Origin of the sequence: Pseudomonas sp., assembly GCF_049653025.1 — a bacterium.
In the GTDB taxonomy this organism is placed as follows: Bacteria; Pseudomonadota; Gammaproteobacteria; order Pseudomonadales; family Pseudomonadaceae; genus Aquipseudomonas.
Genome location: NZ_JBASFM010000016.1, coordinates 271696 through 290593 on the forward strand (window position 1 = coordinate 271696; position 18898 = coordinate 290593).

Annotated in this window: 17 protein-coding genes and 1 pseudogene; 9 read left to right on the forward strand and 9 right to left on the reverse strand. The window is 62.3% G+C overall.

Annotated elements, in window-relative coordinates; translation table 11 throughout:
* The first annotated feature begins 297 nt into the window (after positions 1 to 297).
* The 3 genes from phhA to WBK23_RS13070 all read left to right on the forward strand — a co-directional run bounded on the left by phhA (position 298) and on the right by WBK23_RS13070 (position 2696).
* Positions 298 to 1080, forward strand: a complete 783-nt coding sequence (gene phhA, locus WBK23_RS13060; RefSeq protein WP_424484371.1) for a phenylalanine 4-monooxygenase — start codon at positions 298 to 300, stop codon at positions 1078 to 1080.
* Positions 1081 to 1149: 69 nt separating this feature from the next.
* On the forward strand, positions 1150 to 1506 hold the full coding sequence (locus WBK23_RS13065; protein WP_424484545.1) for a 4a-hydroxytetrahydrobiopterin dehydratase: 357 nt from the start codon (positions 1150 to 1152) through the stop codon (positions 1504 to 1506).
* Positions 1503 to 2696, forward strand: a complete 1194-nt coding sequence (locus WBK23_RS13070; RefSeq protein ID WP_424484372.1) for an amino acid aminotransferase — start codon at positions 1503 to 1505, stop codon at positions 2694 to 2696. Before WBK23_RS13065 ends, WBK23_RS13070 begins: the two co-directional genes overlap by 4 nt.
* 63 nt (positions 2697 to 2759) lie before the next feature.
* Here the strand turns inward: WBK23_RS13070 and WBK23_RS13075 are convergent, their stop codons facing one another.
* The 6 genes from WBK23_RS13075 to WBK23_RS13100 form a co-directional block, all read right to left on the reverse strand.
* Positions 2760 to 3179, reverse strand: coding sequence for a VOC family protein (locus WBK23_RS13075; RefSeq protein ID WP_424484373.1), 420 nt, complete (start codon positions 3177 to 3179; stop codon positions 2760 to 2762).
* Between the two features lie 27 nt (positions 3180 to 3206).
* On the reverse strand, positions 3207 to 3626 hold the full coding sequence (locus tag WBK23_RS13080; protein WP_424484374.1) for a YciI family protein: 420 nt from the start codon (positions 3624 to 3626) through the stop codon (positions 3207 to 3209).
* 155 nt (positions 3627 to 3781) lie between these two features.
* Positions 3782 to 4666, reverse strand: a complete 885-nt coding sequence (locus WBK23_RS13085) for a LysR substrate-binding domain-containing protein (RefSeq protein WP_424484375.1) — start codon at positions 4664 to 4666, stop codon at positions 3782 to 3784.
* A gap of 91 nt (positions 4667 to 4757) precedes the next feature.
* A complete protein-coding gene (gene arfB / locus WBK23_RS13090; RefSeq protein WP_424484376.1) occupies positions 4758 to 5171 on the reverse strand; it encodes an alternative ribosome rescue aminoacyl-tRNA hydrolase ArfB in 414 nt (137 codons plus the stop codon).
* 72 nt (positions 5172 to 5243) lie between these two features.
* Positions 5244 to 5642: a GFA family protein gene (locus WBK23_RS13095; protein ID WP_424484377.1), complete on the reverse strand. Its 399-nt coding sequence runs from the start codon at positions 5640 to 5642 to the stop codon at positions 5244 to 5246.
* A gap of 108 nt (positions 5643 to 5750) precedes the next feature.
* A complete protein-coding gene (locus WBK23_RS13100; protein ID WP_424484378.1) occupies positions 5751 to 7160 on the reverse strand; it encodes a caspase family protein in 1410 nt (469 codons plus the stop codon).
* A 308-nt stretch (positions 7161 to 7468) separates the two neighbouring features.
* Here WBK23_RS13100 and ccoG point away from each other — a divergent pair, with 308 nt between their 5' ends.
* The 3 genes from ccoG to WBK23_RS13115 all read left to right on the forward strand — a co-directional run bounded on the left by ccoG (position 7469) and on the right by WBK23_RS13115 (position 11537).
* The gene (gene ccoG / locus WBK23_RS13105) at positions 7469 to 8884 is read left to right on the forward strand and encodes a cytochrome c oxidase accessory protein CcoG (protein WP_424484379.1); all 1416 of its coding nucleotides are present in this window, start codon (positions 7469 to 7471) and stop codon (positions 8882 to 8884) included.
* Between the two features lie 64 nt (positions 8885 to 8948).
* Positions 8949 to 10370: a GntR family transcriptional regulator MpaR gene (gene mapR / locus WBK23_RS13110; protein ID WP_424484380.1), complete on the forward strand. Its 1422-nt coding sequence runs from the start codon at positions 8949 to 8951 to the stop codon at positions 10368 to 10370.
* Positions 10371 to 10478: 108 nt separating this feature from the next.
* A complete protein-coding gene (locus WBK23_RS13115) occupies positions 10479 to 11537 on the forward strand; it encodes a metal-dependent hydrolase (protein WP_424484381.1) in 1059 nt (352 codons plus the stop codon).
* A gap of 22 nt (positions 11538 to 11559) precedes the next feature.
* On the opposite strand, the gene WBK23_RS13120 is transcribed toward WBK23_RS13115, so the two are convergent.
* A complete protein-coding gene (locus WBK23_RS13120) occupies positions 11560 to 12564 on the reverse strand; it encodes a zinc-dependent alcohol dehydrogenase family protein (RefSeq protein ID WP_424484382.1) in 1005 nt (334 codons plus the stop codon).
* A gap of 187 nt (positions 12565 to 12751) precedes the next feature.
* Here WBK23_RS13120 and WBK23_RS13125 point away from each other — a divergent pair, with 187 nt between their 5' ends.
* The 3 genes and pseudogenes from WBK23_RS13125 (at position 12752) to WBK23_RS13135 (ending at position 15580) form a co-directional block, all read left to right on the forward strand.
* Positions 12752 to 13630, forward strand: a complete 879-nt coding sequence (locus tag WBK23_RS13125) for a LysR substrate-binding domain-containing protein (protein WP_424484383.1) — start codon at positions 12752 to 12754, stop codon at positions 13628 to 13630.
* Positions 13631 to 13972: 342 nt separating this feature from the next.
* Positions 13973 to 14722, forward strand: a pseudogene (locus WBK23_RS13130) (HAMP domain-containing protein); the annotation flags it as partial.
* A gap of 144 nt (positions 14723 to 14866) precedes the next feature.
* Positions 14867 to 15580 carry a methyl-accepting chemotaxis protein gene (locus tag WBK23_RS13135; RefSeq protein WP_424484546.1) on the forward strand — a complete coding sequence of 238 codons (714 nt, stop codon included), beginning with the start codon at positions 14867 to 14869 and terminating at the stop codon, positions 15578 to 15580.
* 56 nt (positions 15581 to 15636) lie between these two features.
* Here the strand turns inward: WBK23_RS13135 and WBK23_RS13140 are convergent, their stop codons facing one another.
* On the reverse strand, positions 15637 to 17025 hold the full coding sequence (locus WBK23_RS13140; protein ID WP_424484384.1) for an amino acid permease: 1389 nt from the start codon (positions 17023 to 17025) through the stop codon (positions 15637 to 15639).
* Between the two features lie 306 nt (positions 17026 to 17331).
* Positions 17332 to 18792 carry a sodium-dependent transporter gene (locus WBK23_RS13145; RefSeq protein WP_424484385.1) on the reverse strand — a complete coding sequence of 487 codons (1461 nt, stop codon included), beginning with the start codon at positions 18790 to 18792 and terminating at the stop codon, positions 17332 to 17334.
* Positions 18793 to 18898 lie beyond the last annotated feature (106 nt).

Below are 18898 nucleotides of genomic sequence, written 5' to 3' on the forward strand. Positions count from 1 at the left end.
CTCAGTCATCGCCAGTGGAGCAGCCGGGAATACCCAGAAAAGCGCGCCTCAGCATGCCTGAGGTCAGACTTTTCGCACGGCGCACACCGATACACGTAAATCATTCGTGACACTCAATCAGCGTAAACCTGTGCAAATTCGTCACCTCGCCGCCTTCGTAATGTTTTTGTTACAAACAAGCCTCTCAGCGCCCGCTCTTCACCCTCCCTGTCCGGCTGCGCAACCTGGCCATTTGCGGTACTGCTAGAGCAACACAACAACACTCCGCGGCAGCGCCGCACATGAGGAGGCAAGACCATGAGCACGCAATACCTGGCTCGCGAACCGGATGGCAGCGGCTTTATCCACTACCCGGAGGCCGAACATCAGGTGTGGAATACCCTGATCACCCGTCAACTCAAGGTGATTGAAGGCCGCGCCTGCCAGGAATACCTCGATGGTATCGAGCAGCTCGGCCTGCCCCATGAGCGCATCCCCCAGCTTGGCGAGATCAACCAGGTGCTCGAAGCCAGCACCGGCTGGCGCGTGGCGCGGGTGCCGGCGCTGATTCCGTTTCAGACCTTTTTTGAACTGCTGGCTAGCAAGCAATTCCCGGTGGCCACCTTTATCCGCACGGTTGAGGAGCTGGACTACCTGCAGGAACCGGACATCTTCCACGAGATCTTCGGCCACTGCCCGCTGCTGACCAACCCCTGGTTCGCCGAATTCACCCACACCTACGGCAAGCTCGGCCTGGCCGCGAGCAAGGAACAACGGGTGTTCCTGGCGCGGCTGTACTGGCTGACCATCGAGTTCGGCCTGGTCGACACCAGCCAGGGCCAGCGCATCTACGGCGGTGGCATCCTCTCCTCGCCGAAGGAAACCCTCTACTGCCTGTCCGACGTGCCACAGCACCAGGCCTTCGACCCAATCGAGGCGATGCGCACGCCGTATCGCATCGACATCCTGCAGCCGCTGTACTTTGTTCTGCCGGAGCTCAAGCACCTGTTCGAGCTGGCCCATGAAGACATCATGGGCATGGTCGAAAAAGCCATGCAGCTGGGCCTGCACGCCCCCAAGTTTGCGCCGAAAGCCGCCTAATCTTTTTTGTAGGATGGGTGTCGCGATACTCACCCCATCCTGCGGTTCACCCTCGAACTCTGGAGAAACCTGATGTCCCTTGCCCAAGCCCAATGCGAAGCCTGCCGCGCCGACGCACCGAAAGTCAGCGATGACGAGCTGGCCGAACTGATCCGCGAGATTCCCGACTGGAATATCGAAGTGCGCGACGGCCATATGGAGCTGGAGCGGGTCTACCTGTTCCGCACCTTCCGTCATGCCCTGGCCTTTACCAACGCCGTCGGTGCCATCGCCGAGGAAGTCGGCCACCACCCGGGCCTGCTCACCGAGTGGGGTAAGGTCACCGTGACCTGGTGGAGCCACGAGATGAAAGGCCTGCACCGCAACGACTTCATCATGGCCGCGCGCACCGACGTGCTGGCCGCCAGCGCCGAGGGCCGCAAGTGAGTCATTTTCACAGCATCGCCCGGGTGCCTGGAGACCCGATACTCGGCCTGATCGACGCTTACCGCGCCGATGGCAACCCCGCCAAGCTCGACTTGGGCGTGGGCGTATACAAGGACGCCCAGGGCCTGACGCCGATTCCGTGCGCGGTCAAACTGGCCGAACAACGGCTGGTGGAAGGCGAAACAACCAAGAGCTATATCGGTGGCCACGGCGATGCGCTGTTCGCCAGCCTGCTCACTCAACTGGTGCTGGGGGCCGATAGCCCGTTGCTAACTGAGCGTGCGGCCGCGACCCAGACGCCCGGCGGCACCGGTGCGCTGCGCCTGGCGGCGGACTTTATTGCCCGCTGCCTGCCCAGTCGTGGCATCTGGCTGAGCGACCCGACCTGGCCGATCCACGAAAGTATCTTTGCCGCCGCCGGCTTGCGCGTCGGCCATTACCCCTACGTCGGCACAGACAACCAGCTGCAGGTCGAGGCGATGCTCGCCGCGCTCAGCCATGTACCCAAGGGCGATGTGGTGTTGCTGCACGCCTGCTGCCACAACCCCACAGGCTTCGACCTGAGCGCGGATGACTGGCGGCGGGTGCTGGAGGTGGTGAAAGCGCGCGAACTGCTGCCGCTGATCGACTTCGCCTACCAGGGCTTTGGTGATGGCCTGGAACAGGACGCCTTCGCCGTGCGCCTGTTTGCCGCTGAACTGCCCGAGCTGCTGATCACCAGTTCCTGCTCGAAAAACTTCGGCCTGTACCGCGAACGCACCGGCGCGCTGATCGTCTGCGCCGAGACTGCGACAAAGCTGCAGGACGTGCGCAGCCAGCTGGCGTTTATCGCGCGCAATCTGTGGTCCACGCCGCCTGCTCACGGCGCGGCGGTGGTTGCCAGCATCCTCGCCGACAACGAGCTGAAGCGGCTCTGGATGGATGAAGTGGAAGCCATGCGCCAGCGCATCGCCAGCTTGCGCGCAGGGCTGGTGGAGGCCTTGCAGCCCCATGGCCTGAGTGAGCGCTTCGCCCATATCACCCAGCAGCGCGGGATGTTTTCCTACACCGGCCTGAGCCCAACCCAGGTGCAACGCCTGCGCGAAGACTTCAGCGTGTATATGGTCGGCAGCGGCCGGGCGAATATGGCCGGGCTGGACGCCAACCGTCTCGATCAACTGGCCAGCGCCATCGCTCGGGTGTGCCACTAAGCATCGCGGTAAAGCCGTTGCATCAGGCCAGGCAAACAGACCTGGCCTGATGCAGGCAGGCGCTTAGCCCACCTGGCATTCCACGGCGCAATTGATCATCCAGGCCACGCCGAAACGGTCGGTGAACATGGCAAAGCGTGTGGCCCAGAAGGTCTGCTGCAACGCCATCTGCACCGAACCGCCTGCCGACAGCGCGGCAAACAGGCGCTCGGCTTCCGGCACACTCGTTACCTGCAGGGAAACCGAACAGCCCTTGATGCCCTCATACGGCATACCCGGGAAGGTGTCGGACGCCATCAGCAGCTGATCGCCCACGGTCAGACAAACGTGCATCACACGGTCGTGAAACTGCGCCGGCACATTGGCGGCTTCCGGGCTTTCGCCCATGCGCATCAGTTGCAGATTGCCACCCAGGCATTCGGCGTAATGCTTGAAAGCGGCTTCGCACTGACCATCGAAGGTCAAATAGGCATGAATATTCATCGGTACTCTCCTTAGTCCTGAATGGTTTTACGCGTCGAGCCGCGCACGCAGACGTTCTTCCTGCTCGCGTAGCTCGGGGGTGAAGGCTTCGCCGAAATCCTCGGCCGCGAATATCTGCCGAATCTCAATCTCGGAATCGCCCGGCATCGGATTGGGGCAACGCTTGACCCATTCGATGCACTCGGCCAGCGACGCCACTTGCCACAGCCAGAAGCCGGCGACCAGCTCCTTGGTTTCGATAAAAGGCCCGTCCGTGACGCTGCGCTGACTACCGGAGAATTGCACCCGCACACCCTTGCTGCTCGGATGCAGGCCCTCACCTGCCAGCATCACCCCAGCCTCAACCAGCTCCTCGTTGAAACGCCCCATCGCCGCCATCAACTCTTCGCTGGGCATAAGGCCGGCTTCAGAGTCGGTGGTTGCCTTGACTATCACCATAAAACGCATGCTGTTTTCCTCGTTTGACCATCCGTTGATCAGCCTGCTGCTGTGGCTTTGTTCAGGCCCTTGTAGTGGCAGACCGCAAACCCAAAGCTGGGTTCTGTACGTTAGTCGAACGGCAAAAGCTGGAATCGACAGGCGCGGAAAAAATCTTTTGTGTGCTAGCCCAGCTGGCCACTCAGAAAGTCGAGGAAGCAGGTGATGCGCGACGCCAGCGCGGTGTTGCGGTAGTACACCGCATGGATCGGCTGACGCACCTCGACGGTGTCGCGCGGCAGCAGTTGCACCAGCTCGCCACGGGCGCGGTCGGCAGCGGTCATAAAGTCCGCCAGGCAGACAATTCCCGCCCCGGCCAACGCCAGTTGGCGCAAGGTCTCACCGCTGGAGGCACTCAGGCTCGGGCTGATGCTCAGCGAGTCGCCCAAGGCATGGCGCAACGGCCACTGGTTGAGGCTGTCGGGCTGGGTAAACCCGAGCAGGCTGTGGTGGGCCAGCTCGGCGACAGTCTTCGGCGTGCCATGGGTCTTTAGATAGGCCGGGCTGGCCAGCACGCGCAGGCAGTTACTGCCCAACGGCCGCGCATGCAGGGTGGAATCGCGCAGCGGGCCGATGCGGATGGCGACATCGGTGCGCTGTTCCAGCAGGTCGATGATCTGGTCGCTGCTATGCAGTTCCAGCTGAATCTCCGGGTACTGCGCGCGAAAGCCCGCCACCAGCGGCACCACCGCATGCAGCATAAAGGGCGCGGCGGCATTCACCCGCAAGCGCCCTGCTGGCTTCTGCCGACGCACTTTCATCTGTTCTTCGGCGCTTTCTACCGCATCGAGAATCCTGCGCGCCTGGGCGAGAAAGGCCTGGCCCTCCTCGGTCAGTTCCAGCCGGCGCGTGGTGCGGCGCAACAGGGTGACATCGAGCTTTTCTTCCAGGCGGCTAAGCGCCCGGCTCACACCAGAAGCCGTCTGCGTCAGCTGCTCGGCAGCGGCGCTGATCGAGCCACTGTCCACCACGCTGACAAAGGCCAGCAATTCATCGAGGGTCGTTTTCATTTGTGCATATTAGTCAAATATGCCGAGCTGAAAACCCCACCTCACCTCACGAAAGTCAGCAGGTTAAACCCAACAGATCCTGGACAGTCCGCTAGAAATCCACCTTGCCGCGCCCCGCCTTGATCGTGCCGCGGATGCTCTTGCCTTGCAGGCGGCGCTTCTTCGAACCCAGGGTCGGCTTGGTCGGGCGGCGGGCTTTCTCGGTCTTACCGGCGCTACGAATCAGCTCGGCCAAACGTTCCAGGGCATCGGCACGGTTCTGCTCCTGGGTGCGGTACTGCTGGGCCTTGATAATCACCACGCCCTCAGCGGTGATACGGCTGTCGCGTAACGCCAGCAGCCGCTCCTTGTAGAACGGCGGCAAACTGGACGCCTGGATGTCGAAACGCAGGTGTATCGCACTGGACACCTTATTGACGTTCTGCCCACCCGCACCCTGGGCGCGGATGGCGGTCAGCTCGACTTCATCATCAGACAGGTGAACGCTGTTGGAAATCACCAGCATGGGCAGGCTTCGGTGCAAAAAGGAGGCTCAGGATAACGCGAACGCGCGCCAGCAGCCTAAGGCTCAACAGACTCAGACTGTGCCATCAAAGCGACTCGTGGCGTCACGATCGCGATCGTAGTGCCTGGTCAGCGGAAACGGCGGCAACCAGGACTCGCGACGGACAGTCCAGAGCTCGTAGGTGGGTATCAGTTGGTCAGGCGCATCCAAGGCCCCCAGATTCACTTCAACTTCATCGGCAACACGGCCGAAAACGGACGAGCCGCAGCGAGGACAGAAAAACCGCCCGGCGTAGTCACGCGTTTCGCCCTCGATCGTCACCGCATCCTGGGGGAATATCGCGGAAGCATGAAAAAGCGCGCCATGATGCTTGCGGCAATCGAGGCAGTGACAAAGGCCAACCCGGTATGGCAGCCCCAACGCCACGATGCGGACGTTGCCGCACAGGCAACCACCGGTGAATCGCTGCATGCTGCGTCTCCTCTAAATCAAGCGATAGGCGTCTTTACAACACCCCGTCGGGCGACACAGCAAGCTGCGCCAGTTTTTATCCAATAAGCGCATTTGTTGCACACCACCTCAATGCGGCGTCGCGGTTTCCGACGCCAGCCCGCCATCCCACAGCCCGATCAGCCGACCATCTACCGCCAGGGCATAAACCAGCGGGGTCGCGCCCCCCCAATCGACGATCATCAGCCCGTTGTTGAGTCTGCCACTGCCCTCATAGTCCGCACTACCAACAGTCCAGTGCAGACGGTATTGATTGCCCTCGCCGCCGCCCTCAAGCGCCATCTGGCCGACATAGCGCGAACCATCACGATTAAGCCCCTCGACCCGATACAGCCCCGTTTTGGGCGCTGCGGCGCTGGCCGCTGCATAAAGGCTCAGGCGTTCAGTCGCCGTACCATCGGCCCACTCCCCGTCGAGCACGCCATCTGGCGCGAATGAATACACCACCGGCAGAACATCATTCCAGTGCACGACCAGCATGCGCCCGGCCAGCTCGCCCTTGCCTCGGAACACATCGCGCCCGATCCACCAGGTGAAGTCGTAAAACGCGCCGCGCTGCGCCAAGGCCAGCATGCCGGGGTAGCGCGTACCATCCGGGTTGGTTCCGGATACCTTGTACAACCCAGCCAGCGTGCGCGGAGATGCCTGCTCGTGCGCCGTTGCCACTGCGGCCGACGCTCCATCCACAGCCGCGCCGCCACTCGCAGTGGCTTTGCCCTCAACGCCGCCCTCGCCGCGAAACACGAAGCCGCCGAAGAAGGATGACGACAGCCAGGGCGTCTGCTGCCCACTGGTTTCCTGATAGACGCCCTTGAGGGTTTTCTTGAATGTTTCTTCGAGATTGAGGTTGGGTGTCGCCAGCGCCAGCGTCAGGTGTTTTGCGTAAGGCGAGTTGCGCCCCTCGCCGTCCAGCGCCACGGCACCGGGCGAGGTGGAATACGAGACAAACAGGCTGGCACTGGACTCGATGCGCGACAGGCCGGAGGTTTCGTCAGTCAGCGGATTGTCGCGGCAAGCATCGAGAATGATGATATTGAGGTCGTTGCCCGACATGGCCATGGCATTGACGATCGCCGAGGCGCTGATTGCCTTCACCGCCAGTTCGGAGGCATCGGCGATGCCATCGCCGATGGGCAGCAGGTAATTCTCGCCCTCGACCTGCACCCCATGCCCGGCAAAGAACAGCAGCCCGACACCGCCCGAGGTTTTGAGCAGGGCAGAAAACTGCGTCACGGCATCGAGTATGGTTTGCCGGTCGGCATCGATCAGCGTGGTGGTCGAAAACCCGGCCTCGCGCAGGGTTCGAGTTACATCGGCGGCATCGTTGGTCGGATTGAGCAGTGGCGCGAAGGAATAGGCGTTGTTACCGATGACCAGTGCCGAACGTGCCTGGGCAAGCACTTCACCCTGCGACGCTAGCCAAAGAAACGCGACGGTCACGAGGACTGCCATCGAGCGGTATGCGCTAGCTAGTCTCATCGATTCGCTCCACACGTAATCAACGGCTGCGGGCGTCGATTGCGAGGTTGGTTGTCACGTGGGCCCATGGGCACGCGTCTTTAAAGCGCCTAGCGATGGGTAGATCAAGCATAGGAGTGTGCAAAGGCAATTGAAAATTCCGGTCGACATTACGCTACGACAAGCGCCCGCCTCGTGCCTTCTGATCGCCATTGCGGAACAGCCTCCCCAGCATCTGATCCGCTTTTTATTTGAAAACCTGAGTCTGTTATCCAAATACCCGCGCTCGCATCATTCGCCTCGCCTGATAAAGCCCGACGAGGCCCGTAATGAGCGAACGTATTCCTGCGCAGATCATCGAGACCATCGACCCGCGCCAGCCTATCCGCCTGACCCCTTCCCTGGCCGGTGGGCCGATTCATACCCGCAGCTTTAGCGGCCGTTTTCGCAATCTGCGCCTGTACGGTGCCGGTTTGCTGTTTCTGATCTTCTTCGGCACCGCCTGGCTCGACTGGGATGGTCGCCAGGCGGTGCTGTGGAACCTCGCCGAACACCGCTATTACATCTTCGGCGCGACCTTCTGGCCGCAGGATTTCATCCTGTTATCGGCGCTGCTGATCATCGCCGCATTCGGCCTGTTTGCCATCACGGTGGTAGCCGGGCGCGTCTGGTGCGGTTACACCTGCCCGCAGAGCGTGTGGACCTGGGTGTTTATGTGGGCGGAAAAGGTTACCGAGGGCGAGCGCCATCAGCGGGTCAAGCTGGACGCCGCGCCCTGGTCGTTGAATAAACTGCTACGGCGCACGGCCAAACACTCGATCTGGCTGGCGGTCAGCCTGCTGACGGCGCTGACCTTTATCGGCTACTTCACGCCGATCCGCGAACTGACCCAAGAGCTGCTCACCCTGCAACTGGACGCTGGCACGCTGGTCTGGGTGCTGTTCTTTATGGCCGCCACCTACCTCAACGCCGGCTGGCTGCGCGAGAAGGTCTGCGTACATATGTGCCCCTACTCGCGCTTCCAGAGTGCGATGTTCGACGATGACACCCTGCTGGTGGCCTACGACGCCAAACGCGGCGAAGGCCGTGGCCCACGCAAGAAAGACAGCGACCATAAGGCCGAGGGTCTGGGCGATTGCATCGACTGTTATATGTGCGTGCAAGTGTGCCCGACCGGTATCGATATCCGCGATGGTCTGCAGATTGACTGCATCAGTTGCGGTGCCTGCATCGACGCCTGCGACTCGATCATGGACAAGATGGGTTACGCCAGGGGCCTGGTCGGTTATCACTCCGAACGTGAACTGCAAGGCGGCAAAACCCACTGGCTGCGGCCACGGCTGATCGGTTATAGCATCGCGCTGCTGCTGATGATCGCCGCCTTCGTCTGGGCACTGAACGCGCGCTCGATGCTGTCCATCGATTCGGCCAAGGACCGCAGCATGTTCCGTGAAAACCAGCTGGGGCAGATCGAGAACACGTATAGCCTCAAGGTGATCAACAAGACCCAGCAGCCGCAACGCTATGCCCTGGCGCTGGTCGACAGCCCCGGGTTGCGCCTGGATGCCCCGCAGCAGCTGTTGCTGGCTCCGGGGGAAATCCTCGATGTGCCGGTGACCGTGGTGCTGGAGAGCGAACAGGCCGACGCCAGTGCCCTGCCGGTGCGCTTCGCGATCCATAACCTGGCCGATGCCAATGAGCACGCGCAGACGCAGAGCACCTTTCTCTCGCCAAGCGGGCGCTGACAGTCGCATGCCTGGGCAACTCCCCGTAGAGTGCGCTGGAATGCTCAGCGCACCGACGGACACGATGAAACGCTACGAGAAATTCGCCGACCAGATTGCCGAACTGATCCGCGCTGGCATGCTCGCCCCCGGCGAAAAGGTGCCGTCGGTGCGCCACGCCAGCCGTACCTACGGGGTCAGCCCGTCTACGGTTTTCCAAGGCTATTACCTGCTGGAAGACCGTGGTCTGATCCAGGCTCGCGCCCGCTCTGGCTACTTCGTCCGGGAGCTGGCACGGCACTCACTGGCCGAGCCGGAAACCAGCCAGCAACCGACGCAGACCACCGAGGTGGATGTCAGCGAGCTGGTGTTCTCGGTGCTTGCCTCACTGAAAGACCCTGGCACCGTGCCGTTCGGCTCGGCCTTCCCCAGCCCGCAGCTGTTTCCCCTGCCGCGCCTGGCCCGTTCCATGGCGCACAGCCTGCGCGATATGCAGCCGCAGGCGGTGATTGCCGACATGACCGAAGGCAACCCCAACCTGCGCCGGCAAATTGCCCTGCGCTATATGGTCAGCGGGGTGATGCTGCCCGTGGAGGAGCTGGTGATTACCAGCGGGGCCATGGAGGCACTCAATCTATGCCTGCAAACGGTGACGCAACCCGGTGATCTGGTGGCCATCGAGGCCCCCGCCTTCTACGCCTGCTTGCAGGTATTGGAACGCCTGCAACTCAAAGCCGTGGAAATCCCGGTCAACCCGCGTGAAGGTATCGACCTCGACGTGCTGGGCGAACGCCTGGTCAGCCTGCCGATCAAGGCCTGCTGGTTTATGAGCAGCCTGCAAAACCCGCTGGGCGCGAGCATCAGTGAGGCGAAGAAAGCCGAGCTGTACGAGCTGCTGCACAGCCATCAGGTGCCGCTGATCGAGGATGACGTGTACGCCGAGCTGTATTTCGGCAGCCAACCGCCCAAGCCGGTCAAGAGCTTCGACCGCGACGGCCTGGTGATGCACTGCGGCTCATTTTCCAAATGCCTGGCCCCGGGCTATCGGGTCGGCTGGGTGGCCGGCGGGCGCTATGCCGAGCAGATCAGTCGGCTCAAGCTGATGACCACCATCTCGCCGTCGGTGCCGGCCCAGGCGGCCCTGGCCGATTACCTGCAGCACGGCGGTTTTGATCGCCATCTGCGCAAACTGCGGCATGCCCTGGAGGCGCAGCAGGCCTCGATGCTGGCCTCGGCGGCGCGGCACTTCCCGGCCAGCACCAAGGTCACCCGGCCCAGCGGCGGCTATTTCCTCTGGTTCGAGTTCCCCGAGCAGGTCGATTCGCTGCAACTGTTCCAACTGGCCCTAACCCAAGGCATCAGCCTGGCCCCGGGGCCGATCTTCTCGGCCACACGACGCTTCGGTAACTGCGCTCGGTTGAATTACGGCCACCCTTGGAGCGCGCAGAGCGAACAAGCCATGGAAGTGCTCGGGCGCATCATCGCGTCCTTTCAGCCGACTGCCTGACCCACACAAATCACAGGCTTCTGGTTGAAATCTTTGCTTGAAATTTTCCGCTGTAATCTCGCGGCGGCTCGGCTAATTTAGCCGCCTACCTTCCTGCGAGAACAGATCATGGATTCGATAACCCAGGCGGTGCTGGGTGCCAGCATTCAGGGCGCATTGCTCGGCCGCTGGCAAGGACGCAAGGCGCTGCTTTACGGAGCCATGCTCGGCACCCTGCCGGACCTGGATGTGCTCATCGATTACGGCGACGCCGTGGCGGACATGACCTACCACCGTGGCTTCAGCCACTCGCTGTTTGTACTCAGCGGGTTTGCACTGCTATTGACCTGGCTGACGCGGCGCTTCCGGCACAACCCCGGTTACTCGGCGCAGCGACTGTTTCTGACCCTGTGGCTGGTGCTGATCACCCACCCGCTGCTCGACGCCTTCACCAGCTACGGCACCCAGCTGCTCTGGCCGCTGACGCCGATTCCCACCGCCTGGTCGAGCATCTTTATCATCGACCCGCTCTACACCGTGCCGCTGTGCATCGCCGTGGCGCTGGGCCTGCTTTACGGCCTGCGCGACACCGGCCTGCATAACAAGGCAGCCAAGGCTCCGGCCCTGGCGCTGCTGGTTTCATCCCTGTACCTGGGTTTCACCCTGGGCGGCAAATACATGGCCGAACAGCGCGTGGAAACCGCACTGGCCGTCCAGGGCATCGAGGCGCAGCAGCTGTTCAGTACGCCAACGCCATTCAACAGCCTGCTGTGGCGGGTGATCGTTCTGGATGGCGAGGATTACCACGAGGCGCTGGTCAGCTGGTTCGACAGCCAACCGCCGCAACTGGCGCGCATCCCGCGTGGTGCACAGCTGGCCGCAGCGCTGGCCGACTCCCCGGCGCATGCGCGGCTGGCCTGGTTTACCAACGGCGTGCTGCGTTATGACCAGTTGGGCGAGCAGTTGGTGGTCACCGACCTGCGCCTGGGCATGACCGGCTACCACCCCTTCCGCTTTATCTTCGCCGAACGCCGCGACGGCCGCTGGCAGCCGCGGCCCCGGGTCGAGCGCCTGCCCTTCAGCCGAGGCGAGCCGCAGCACCTGCTGGTGCTCTGGCAACGCATCTGGGATGAGCGCGAGCCGGTGCAGCTGCTGAGCTGGGCACAAGCCCTGACCCACAAGCCCTGATAGCGCAGGCTGCCCAGCTGGCTTAATGGACTATGCCGAGCTTGCCGAAGTGCCGCCCGCCGGCGCTGAGCTCGGCATAGGCCGCGCCGGTCTCGTCGAGGCTAAACACCCGGTCGATTACCGGCACTATGCGGTGAGCAGCAATGGCGCGGACTGCTTCCCCCAGGTCGGCCACTGAACCGGTGCTATTACCGACTATGCGCAAGGCCTTGACGATGATCGGCAGCAGGTCGATCGAGACGGCCGTGCCGCTGACAAAGCCGACCGTAAACACCGTGCCGCCCATAGCGGCCGCATTGAGCGCACGAGCGAAGGTCGCCCCGCCAACCGTCTCCACCACCAGATCGGCACCGCGTCCCTCGGTGAGCCTCAGCACTTTCTCGTCCCAGGCCGGCGTGGCGCGATAGTTGATCAGGTAATCGGCACCGAGCTGGCGCGCCCGCTCCAGCTTTTCATCGGACGACGAGGCGAGTATCACGGTGGCACCGGAGGCCTTGGCGAACTGTAAGGCGAAGATACTGACCCCGCCGGTTCCCAGCAGCACCACTACCGAGCCGGGACGCAGCTGGGCCGAACGCACGGCATTCCAGGCCGTAGTCGCGGCTATGGGCAGCGCAGCGCCCTGGACGAAATCCAGGTGAGCCGGCAACGCGACCAGGCTATTGGCGGGCACGGCCACGTACTCGGCAAGCGAGCCCGGCAGCGTGATGCCACGCATCGCCGCCACATGGCGCGACGTCATGGCCCCGCCTTGCCAATTCGGCATAAAGTGCGGGATCACTCGCTCGCCAATGCTCAGGCCGCTGACGCCTTCGCCCAGTGCGGCGACTTCGCCCGCACCATCGGCAACCGGAATCATCGGAAAGGTCGCCCCAGGGAAGGCACCCGTGGCGACGGCCACGTCAGCGAAATTCAAGGTAGCGGCGCGCAGGCGCACCAGCACCTCGCCAGGCGCGACCTGCGGCTCGGGCAGTTCGGTCTGGCGAAACGCGACGAGACCGGGTGCGGTGAGTTCAATGGCTTTCATGGTCTTTCTCTCCAATAAAACAGCTGTCGAGTCGGCAAGCTCGCGGCGCGAAAACCTGCGGGCCACCAACTGTGCGAAATCACAGTGCCGCTGATGTGGCACCGCAACGAGGAAGCAGCAGTTTTATTAAAAATAGAGAGTGGATAAACTGCGATTCTATTTATTCATTTGAAAGCATGGATTGCCAATGGATCTACTCGACAGCATGCAGGTGTACGTTCTGGCCGTCGAAAAAGGCAGCCTCAGTGCCGCCGCCACGGCGTGCGGCATCTCCTCGACCATGGCCGGCAACCATCTGCGCACCCTGGAAAAACGCCTGGGCATGCAACTGCTCAACCGCACCACCAGGCGCCAGCACCTAACGGCCTTCGGCGAGGACTACTACGGCCGCTGCAAGGAAATCCTCAGGCTGGTGGCCGAAACCGATGCCCAGGCCCAGAGCCTGCAATTGGCACCTGCGGGCAAGTTGCGCATCAGCGCCCCCGTGACCTTCGGCAGCGAAGCGCTGATGCCAATCCTGTCGGATTACCTCGAGCGCTATCCCCAGGTCAGCGTCGATCTGGTCTTGTCCGATCGGGTGGTGGATCTGCTGGAGGAAGGCTTCGAGGCGGCCATCCGCATCGGCGAACTGCCGGATTCGGCCCTGATCGCCAAGCCGCTGGCACCTTATCGGCTGATGATCTGCGCCGCCCCCGCGTACCTGGCGCGCCGGGGTACGCCGGGCAAGCCGGAGGAACTGAGCGAACATGAATGCCTGGCTTTTTCGACCGCCGCGCTGAGCCATTGGCGCCTGAGCGACCAAGACGGCAGCTACCGTGTGCCGGTCGCGGGTCGCCTGCAGGTCAATCAGGGGCAGGCGCTGCGGGTCGCGGCATTAGAGGGCTTGGGCATCGTGCAGCAACCGGCGATTCTGCTGGAGGCCGATGTGCGGGCGGGCCGCCTGGTGCAACTCTTCCCCAGCTATGAGCTCCCCAGCAGGCCGATGAGCGCGGTCTACCTGCCGGACCGCTATCGCTCGCCCAAGCTGCGCAGCTTCGTGGAATTTCTACAGGAACGCTTCGGCTGATTGACGGCTACAAGGCTTGCGAAAGGGCATAAAAAATAGGCCGATGCGAGCGCATCAGCCTGTTTTATAGCCTGCCGTCCATGGCGGCCACCCTACGAGCCGTCGCTACGCGACGTTAAAAACTGCTCCAGGCAGCTTTTAGAACGCGGCGACCTGTCGCGCCTGCAGCTGCGGTGGACGCGCATCTGGCAGTCCGAGGTCGAGGTGCCGCTTATTGCCTGGACCAGTGAGCTGAGTAAATCCGCACCAGCCCGCTAAACAGTGGATGGCGTAGGCCTGCCAGGGCCTGCTCAGTTGCATGGTCTAGGCTTAACCCCAACCACCACTCGTTGGGATTTGAGCATGAATATCCGGCAAAAAATGATCGCCTGCGGTGCCATCAGTGTGTTGGCCGCCGCCCTACTCGGCAGTATCGGTTTCTGGGGGCAAACCCGCCTGGCCAGCGCCCTGAATGAAAACCAGCTGAGTGTCAGCGCCCTGCGCAATCACCTCGAAGGCGACATGATGCACGACGCCTTGCGCGCCGATGTGCTCGCTGCGTTCTATATCGACCCCGCCGACAGCGCTGCCGCCAGCCAGGTGCGCAACGACCTACGCGAGCACAGCGAGTGGTTTACCCGCACCCTCAACGACAACGCCAAGTTGCCCTTGAGCGCCGACATTCGCCAGGCCATCAGCCAGTCGCAGCCGGCGCTGGCCGACTATATACAGCAGGCTGAACGCATCGTCAGCCTGGCCCTCAGTGATCCACAGGCCGCGCGCCAACAAATGCCGGCCTTCGATGCCAGCTTCGGCGAGCTGGAAGAAAAGAACGAAGCGCTCAGCGGCCTGATCGAGCAGCACTCGGCACAAACCCGCAGCGACAGTGAAAGCGCCGTAGAGCAAGCCGCCTGGCTGCTGATTGGCGGAATTATCGTGGTCTGCTGCCTGCTTTGCCTGCTCACCAGCCAACTGATGAAGGCCGTGCTGCGGCCTCTGGAAAAAATCATCGGGGTGGCCCGTGCCATTGCCCAGGGCAACCTGCGCAGCACAATCAATGTCGACAGCAATGACGAAGCCGGCCAGTTGCAACAGGCCCTGGCCGAGATGCAGGGCAACTTGCGCACGATGATCGACAGCATCCGCAGCGAGGGCGAACAATTGCAGCAAACCGCACACAGCCTCAACGGTGCCTCACAGAACATCGTGCGCAGCACCAGTGAAGAATCCGACAGCGCCGCCAGCATGGCGGCGGCCATGGAGCAGATGATCCAGAACATCGACCAGATCGCCGGCCATGCGCGCAATGCCCAGGATATTTCCTCACAGTCGGAACAGCTCGCCAGCAGCGGCGGCCAAGTGATCATGGGCGTGGTCGATGGCATGAGCCGCATCGCCGAAGCGGTCAACGAGTCCTCGGCGACCATCACCGCGCTGGGCCAGTCATCCGAGGAAATCCATTCAATCATTCAAGTGATCAAGAGCATCGCCGAACAGACCAACCTGCTGGCCCTCAACGCCGCCATCGAAGCGGCGCGGGCTGGCGAGGCCGGTCGCGGTTTCGCCGTGGTTGCCGATGAGGTGCGTAACCTGGCGGCGCGTACCGCGCAATCGACCCAGGAAATCACCGGGATGATCGAACGTATCCGCAGCAGCACCGAGCAGGCAGTCAACAGCATGCAGACCGGGGTCACTCGGGTGAACGACGGCGTTGCTCTGGCGCGCCAGGCCGGCGAATCGATCAACGAGATCCGTGGCGGCGCGCACCGTGCAGCCGAGGTGGTGGAAGAGATTTCCCACACCATCACCGAGCAGAGCAAAGCCAGCAGCGAAGTGGCCTTGCGCGTCGAACATATCGCCCAGATGTCGCAACAGAACAGCCGCACCGTGCACGAACTGGCGGATGCCGCGCAGAGCCTGGACCGCGTGGCGCGCAGCATGCAGAGCTCGGTGTTGCAGTTCCAAACCTAGTTACCCCGCGTATAAAAAAGCCCGGCTTAAGCCGGGCTTTTTTATTGCAGTGCGGTTTAACCCTGGCGACTGGCCGCCAGTTTGAGGCGGTAGCAGATCCAGATAAACAGCACCCAGAACGGCATGGCGTACACCGACACCTGGATGCCCGGAATCATCAACATCACGCCGAGGATAAACAGCACGAAGGCCAGGCAGATGTAGTTGCTCAGCGGGAACCAGAACGCCTTGAAGCTCGGTTCCACGCCCTTGCTCTGCATGGCCTTGCGGAACTTGATGTGGGTCAGGCTGATCATCGCCCAGTTGATCACCAGGGATGCCACCACCAGCGACATCAGCAGTTCCAACGCTGATTTCGGCGCCAGGTAGTTAACCAGTACACAGAGCAGGGTCACCGCCGCTGACACCGCAATGGCCAGCACCGGTACACCACGCTTGTTGACCTTCATCAGCGCCTTCGGGGCATCGCCCTGCTCGGCCAGGCCATAGAGCATGCGGCTGTTGCAGTACACACCGCTGTTGTAGACCGACAGCGCAGCAGTCAGCACCACGAAATTGAGGATGTGCGCGGCGGTGTCACTGCCGATCAGCGAAAAAATCTGCACGAACGGACTGCTGCCATAGGCATCGCCACCGGCGGTGAGGCTCGCCACCAGGCTGTCCCAGGGGTACAGCGAGAGCAGCACGGTCAGCGCGCCGATGTAGAAAATCAGGATGCGGTAGACCACCTGATTGATCGCCTTGGGGATCACCGTCTTCGGCTGATCGGCCTCGGCGGCGGTGATACCGACCAGCTCCAGGCCGCCAAAACTGAACATGATGATGGCCATCATCATCACCAGCCCGCTGACGCCATTGGGGAAGAAACCACCATGGCTCCACAGGTTAGTGATGCTCGCCTGCTCACCGCCCGCGCCGCTGACCAGCAGGTACAGGCCGAGCAGGATCATGCCGATGATCGCCACCACCTTGATGATGGCAAACCAGAACTCGGTTTCGCCGAAGGTTTTCACGTTGACCAGATTGATCGCGTTGATCAGCACAAAGAACGCCGCCGCCGTGGCCCAGGTGGGGATATCCGGGTACCAGTACTGCACGTACTTGCCCACCGCTGTCAGTTCGGCCATGCCAACCAACACGTAGAGCACCCAGTAGTTCCAGCCGGAGAGGAAACCCGCGTACGGTCCCCAGTAACTGTGGGCGAAGTGGCTGAAGGAGCCAGCCACCGGCTCCTCGACGATCATCTCGCCGAGCTGGCGCATGATCAGAAAGGCGATAAAGCCGCCAATGGCGTAGCCGAGGATCATCGACGGCCCGGCGCTCTGCAGCACGCCGGCCGAACCGAGAAACAGGCCGGTACCGATCGCGCCACCAAGGGCAATCAACTGGATATGGCGATTCTTCAGGCCGCGCTTGAGCGGGCCGGCATGCAGCTGTTCAGACATCAGCGCACACCTCGAAGCAGGCAGCAGGAAAGACGAATACGTGGCATGCGGTCACCTGTCGGTCAGTTCCGTGACAGGAACGAACCCGCGGGACTTGTGATCCAGCGGAATGGTCGAAGGCTTATTGGCCAGGGCAAGCGTGGATGCGCGCAGGCATCAGGTCACGGAACGCCGGGCAGTATATACAGCCCGGCAATTGCGCGGCCAGCCGGGCGACAGGCGCTCGGGAAGTTGGCCTGCCGGCAACAAAAAGGGCGCACGGCTTTTGCCCGTGCGCCCTTCTCTACTAAGGCTCAACTAGCGCGATTAACGCCCAGCGAGTACCGGCACGACGCGCGGCCTGAGCACTTCACCCAATATCGCCAGCAGGCCGATGGCCCCGGCAATCCAGTACCACTGGCCAATCGGGTCAAACATCAACCAGCCCAGGGCATGCAGGAACACCACCATGATCAGCACCGGGCTGACGTAGCGCACCATAAACAGCCACAGCGCATAGCCCAGCGGCGGCAGGTCCAGCTCATCGCGCATGATCTCGCTGCGCAGGGCGTAACCGGCCAGCAGCACCATAAAGATCCCACCCAACGGCATCATCCAGCGCGAAGTCAGGTAATCCAGCCAGTCGAAGAAGTTCTTGCCCAAAGGCGTCCAGCCGGCCAGCAAGTTGAACGAGAGCATCGCCAGCAGGCTGATCACCAGTAGCAACACGCCAGAGCCCGTGGCGGCCTTGACCCGGCTGACGCCGTGCTTCTCGTTGAGATAGGCGACCAGCGCCTCGATCATCGAAATGGCCGAGGTCAGCGCTGCCACCGAGACCATGGCAAAGAACAGCACGCCAAAGGCGGTGCCAAACGGCATCTGCTGGAAGGCCAGCGGCAGGCTCATAAAGATCAGCCCCGGCCCTGCGCTTGGACTCATGCCGTTGGCGAAGATGATCGGAAAGATCGCCAGCCCTGCCAGCAAAGCCACACAGGTGTCGCAGACCACCACCATAAAGGTGGTCCGGGTGATCGACTGACCATCGGGAATATACGAGCCGTACGTGAGAATCGCGCCGGAGGCCAGGCTCAGGGTGAAGAAGGCATGACCCAGCGCCGCCAGCAGCGCTTCGCCGGTGATCTTCGAGGCATCGAAGGTAAACAGGAAGTCGAACCCAGCCTTGAAGCTGCCACTGGTAAAGGCGTAGCCCACCAGCACCAGCAGCATCACCGCCAGGCCCGGCATCATCCAGCGAAAGGCTTTCTCGACCCCGGCCTGCACGCCCTTGCCGACGATCCACAGGGTCAGCAGCGCCACCAGCACGCTCCAGCCGCCCAGCTGCCAGGGGTTGGCATTATGCGCCTCGAACACTCCGCCGAGTTGCTCGACTGTGGTGGCCGCCAGCGAGCCATCGAGCATCTTCCACGTATAGGCAAAGGCCCACCCGGCCACTACTACGTAGAAACACAGGATCATAAAGCCGGCCAGCATGGCCATGCCGCCGACCGCCTTCCACAGCGGATTGCCGTTATTTTCCTTGACCACCCGACCGATCGCATCGATGGGGCTGCCACGGCCGCGTCGGCCAATGGCGATCTCGGTCATCATCACCGGAATACCGATGGCCAGGATGCAGGCCAGGTACATCAGCACAAACGCACCACCGCCGTATTCGCCGGTGATGTAGGGAAACTTCCAGATATTGCCCAGGCCCACGGCGGAGCCGGTTGCCGCGAGGATAAAGCCCCAGCGCGAGAGCCAGAGGTTCTTGGGTTTTTCACGAGTCATGCGTCACCTGTTTGTTTTTATCTGTGACGAAATAGAACCCGCCGCACTTGTGGCGCGACGGAGTGGCAAGGCTTTTATGGAGCCGGGTTCGCCCAACCCAGGCGGC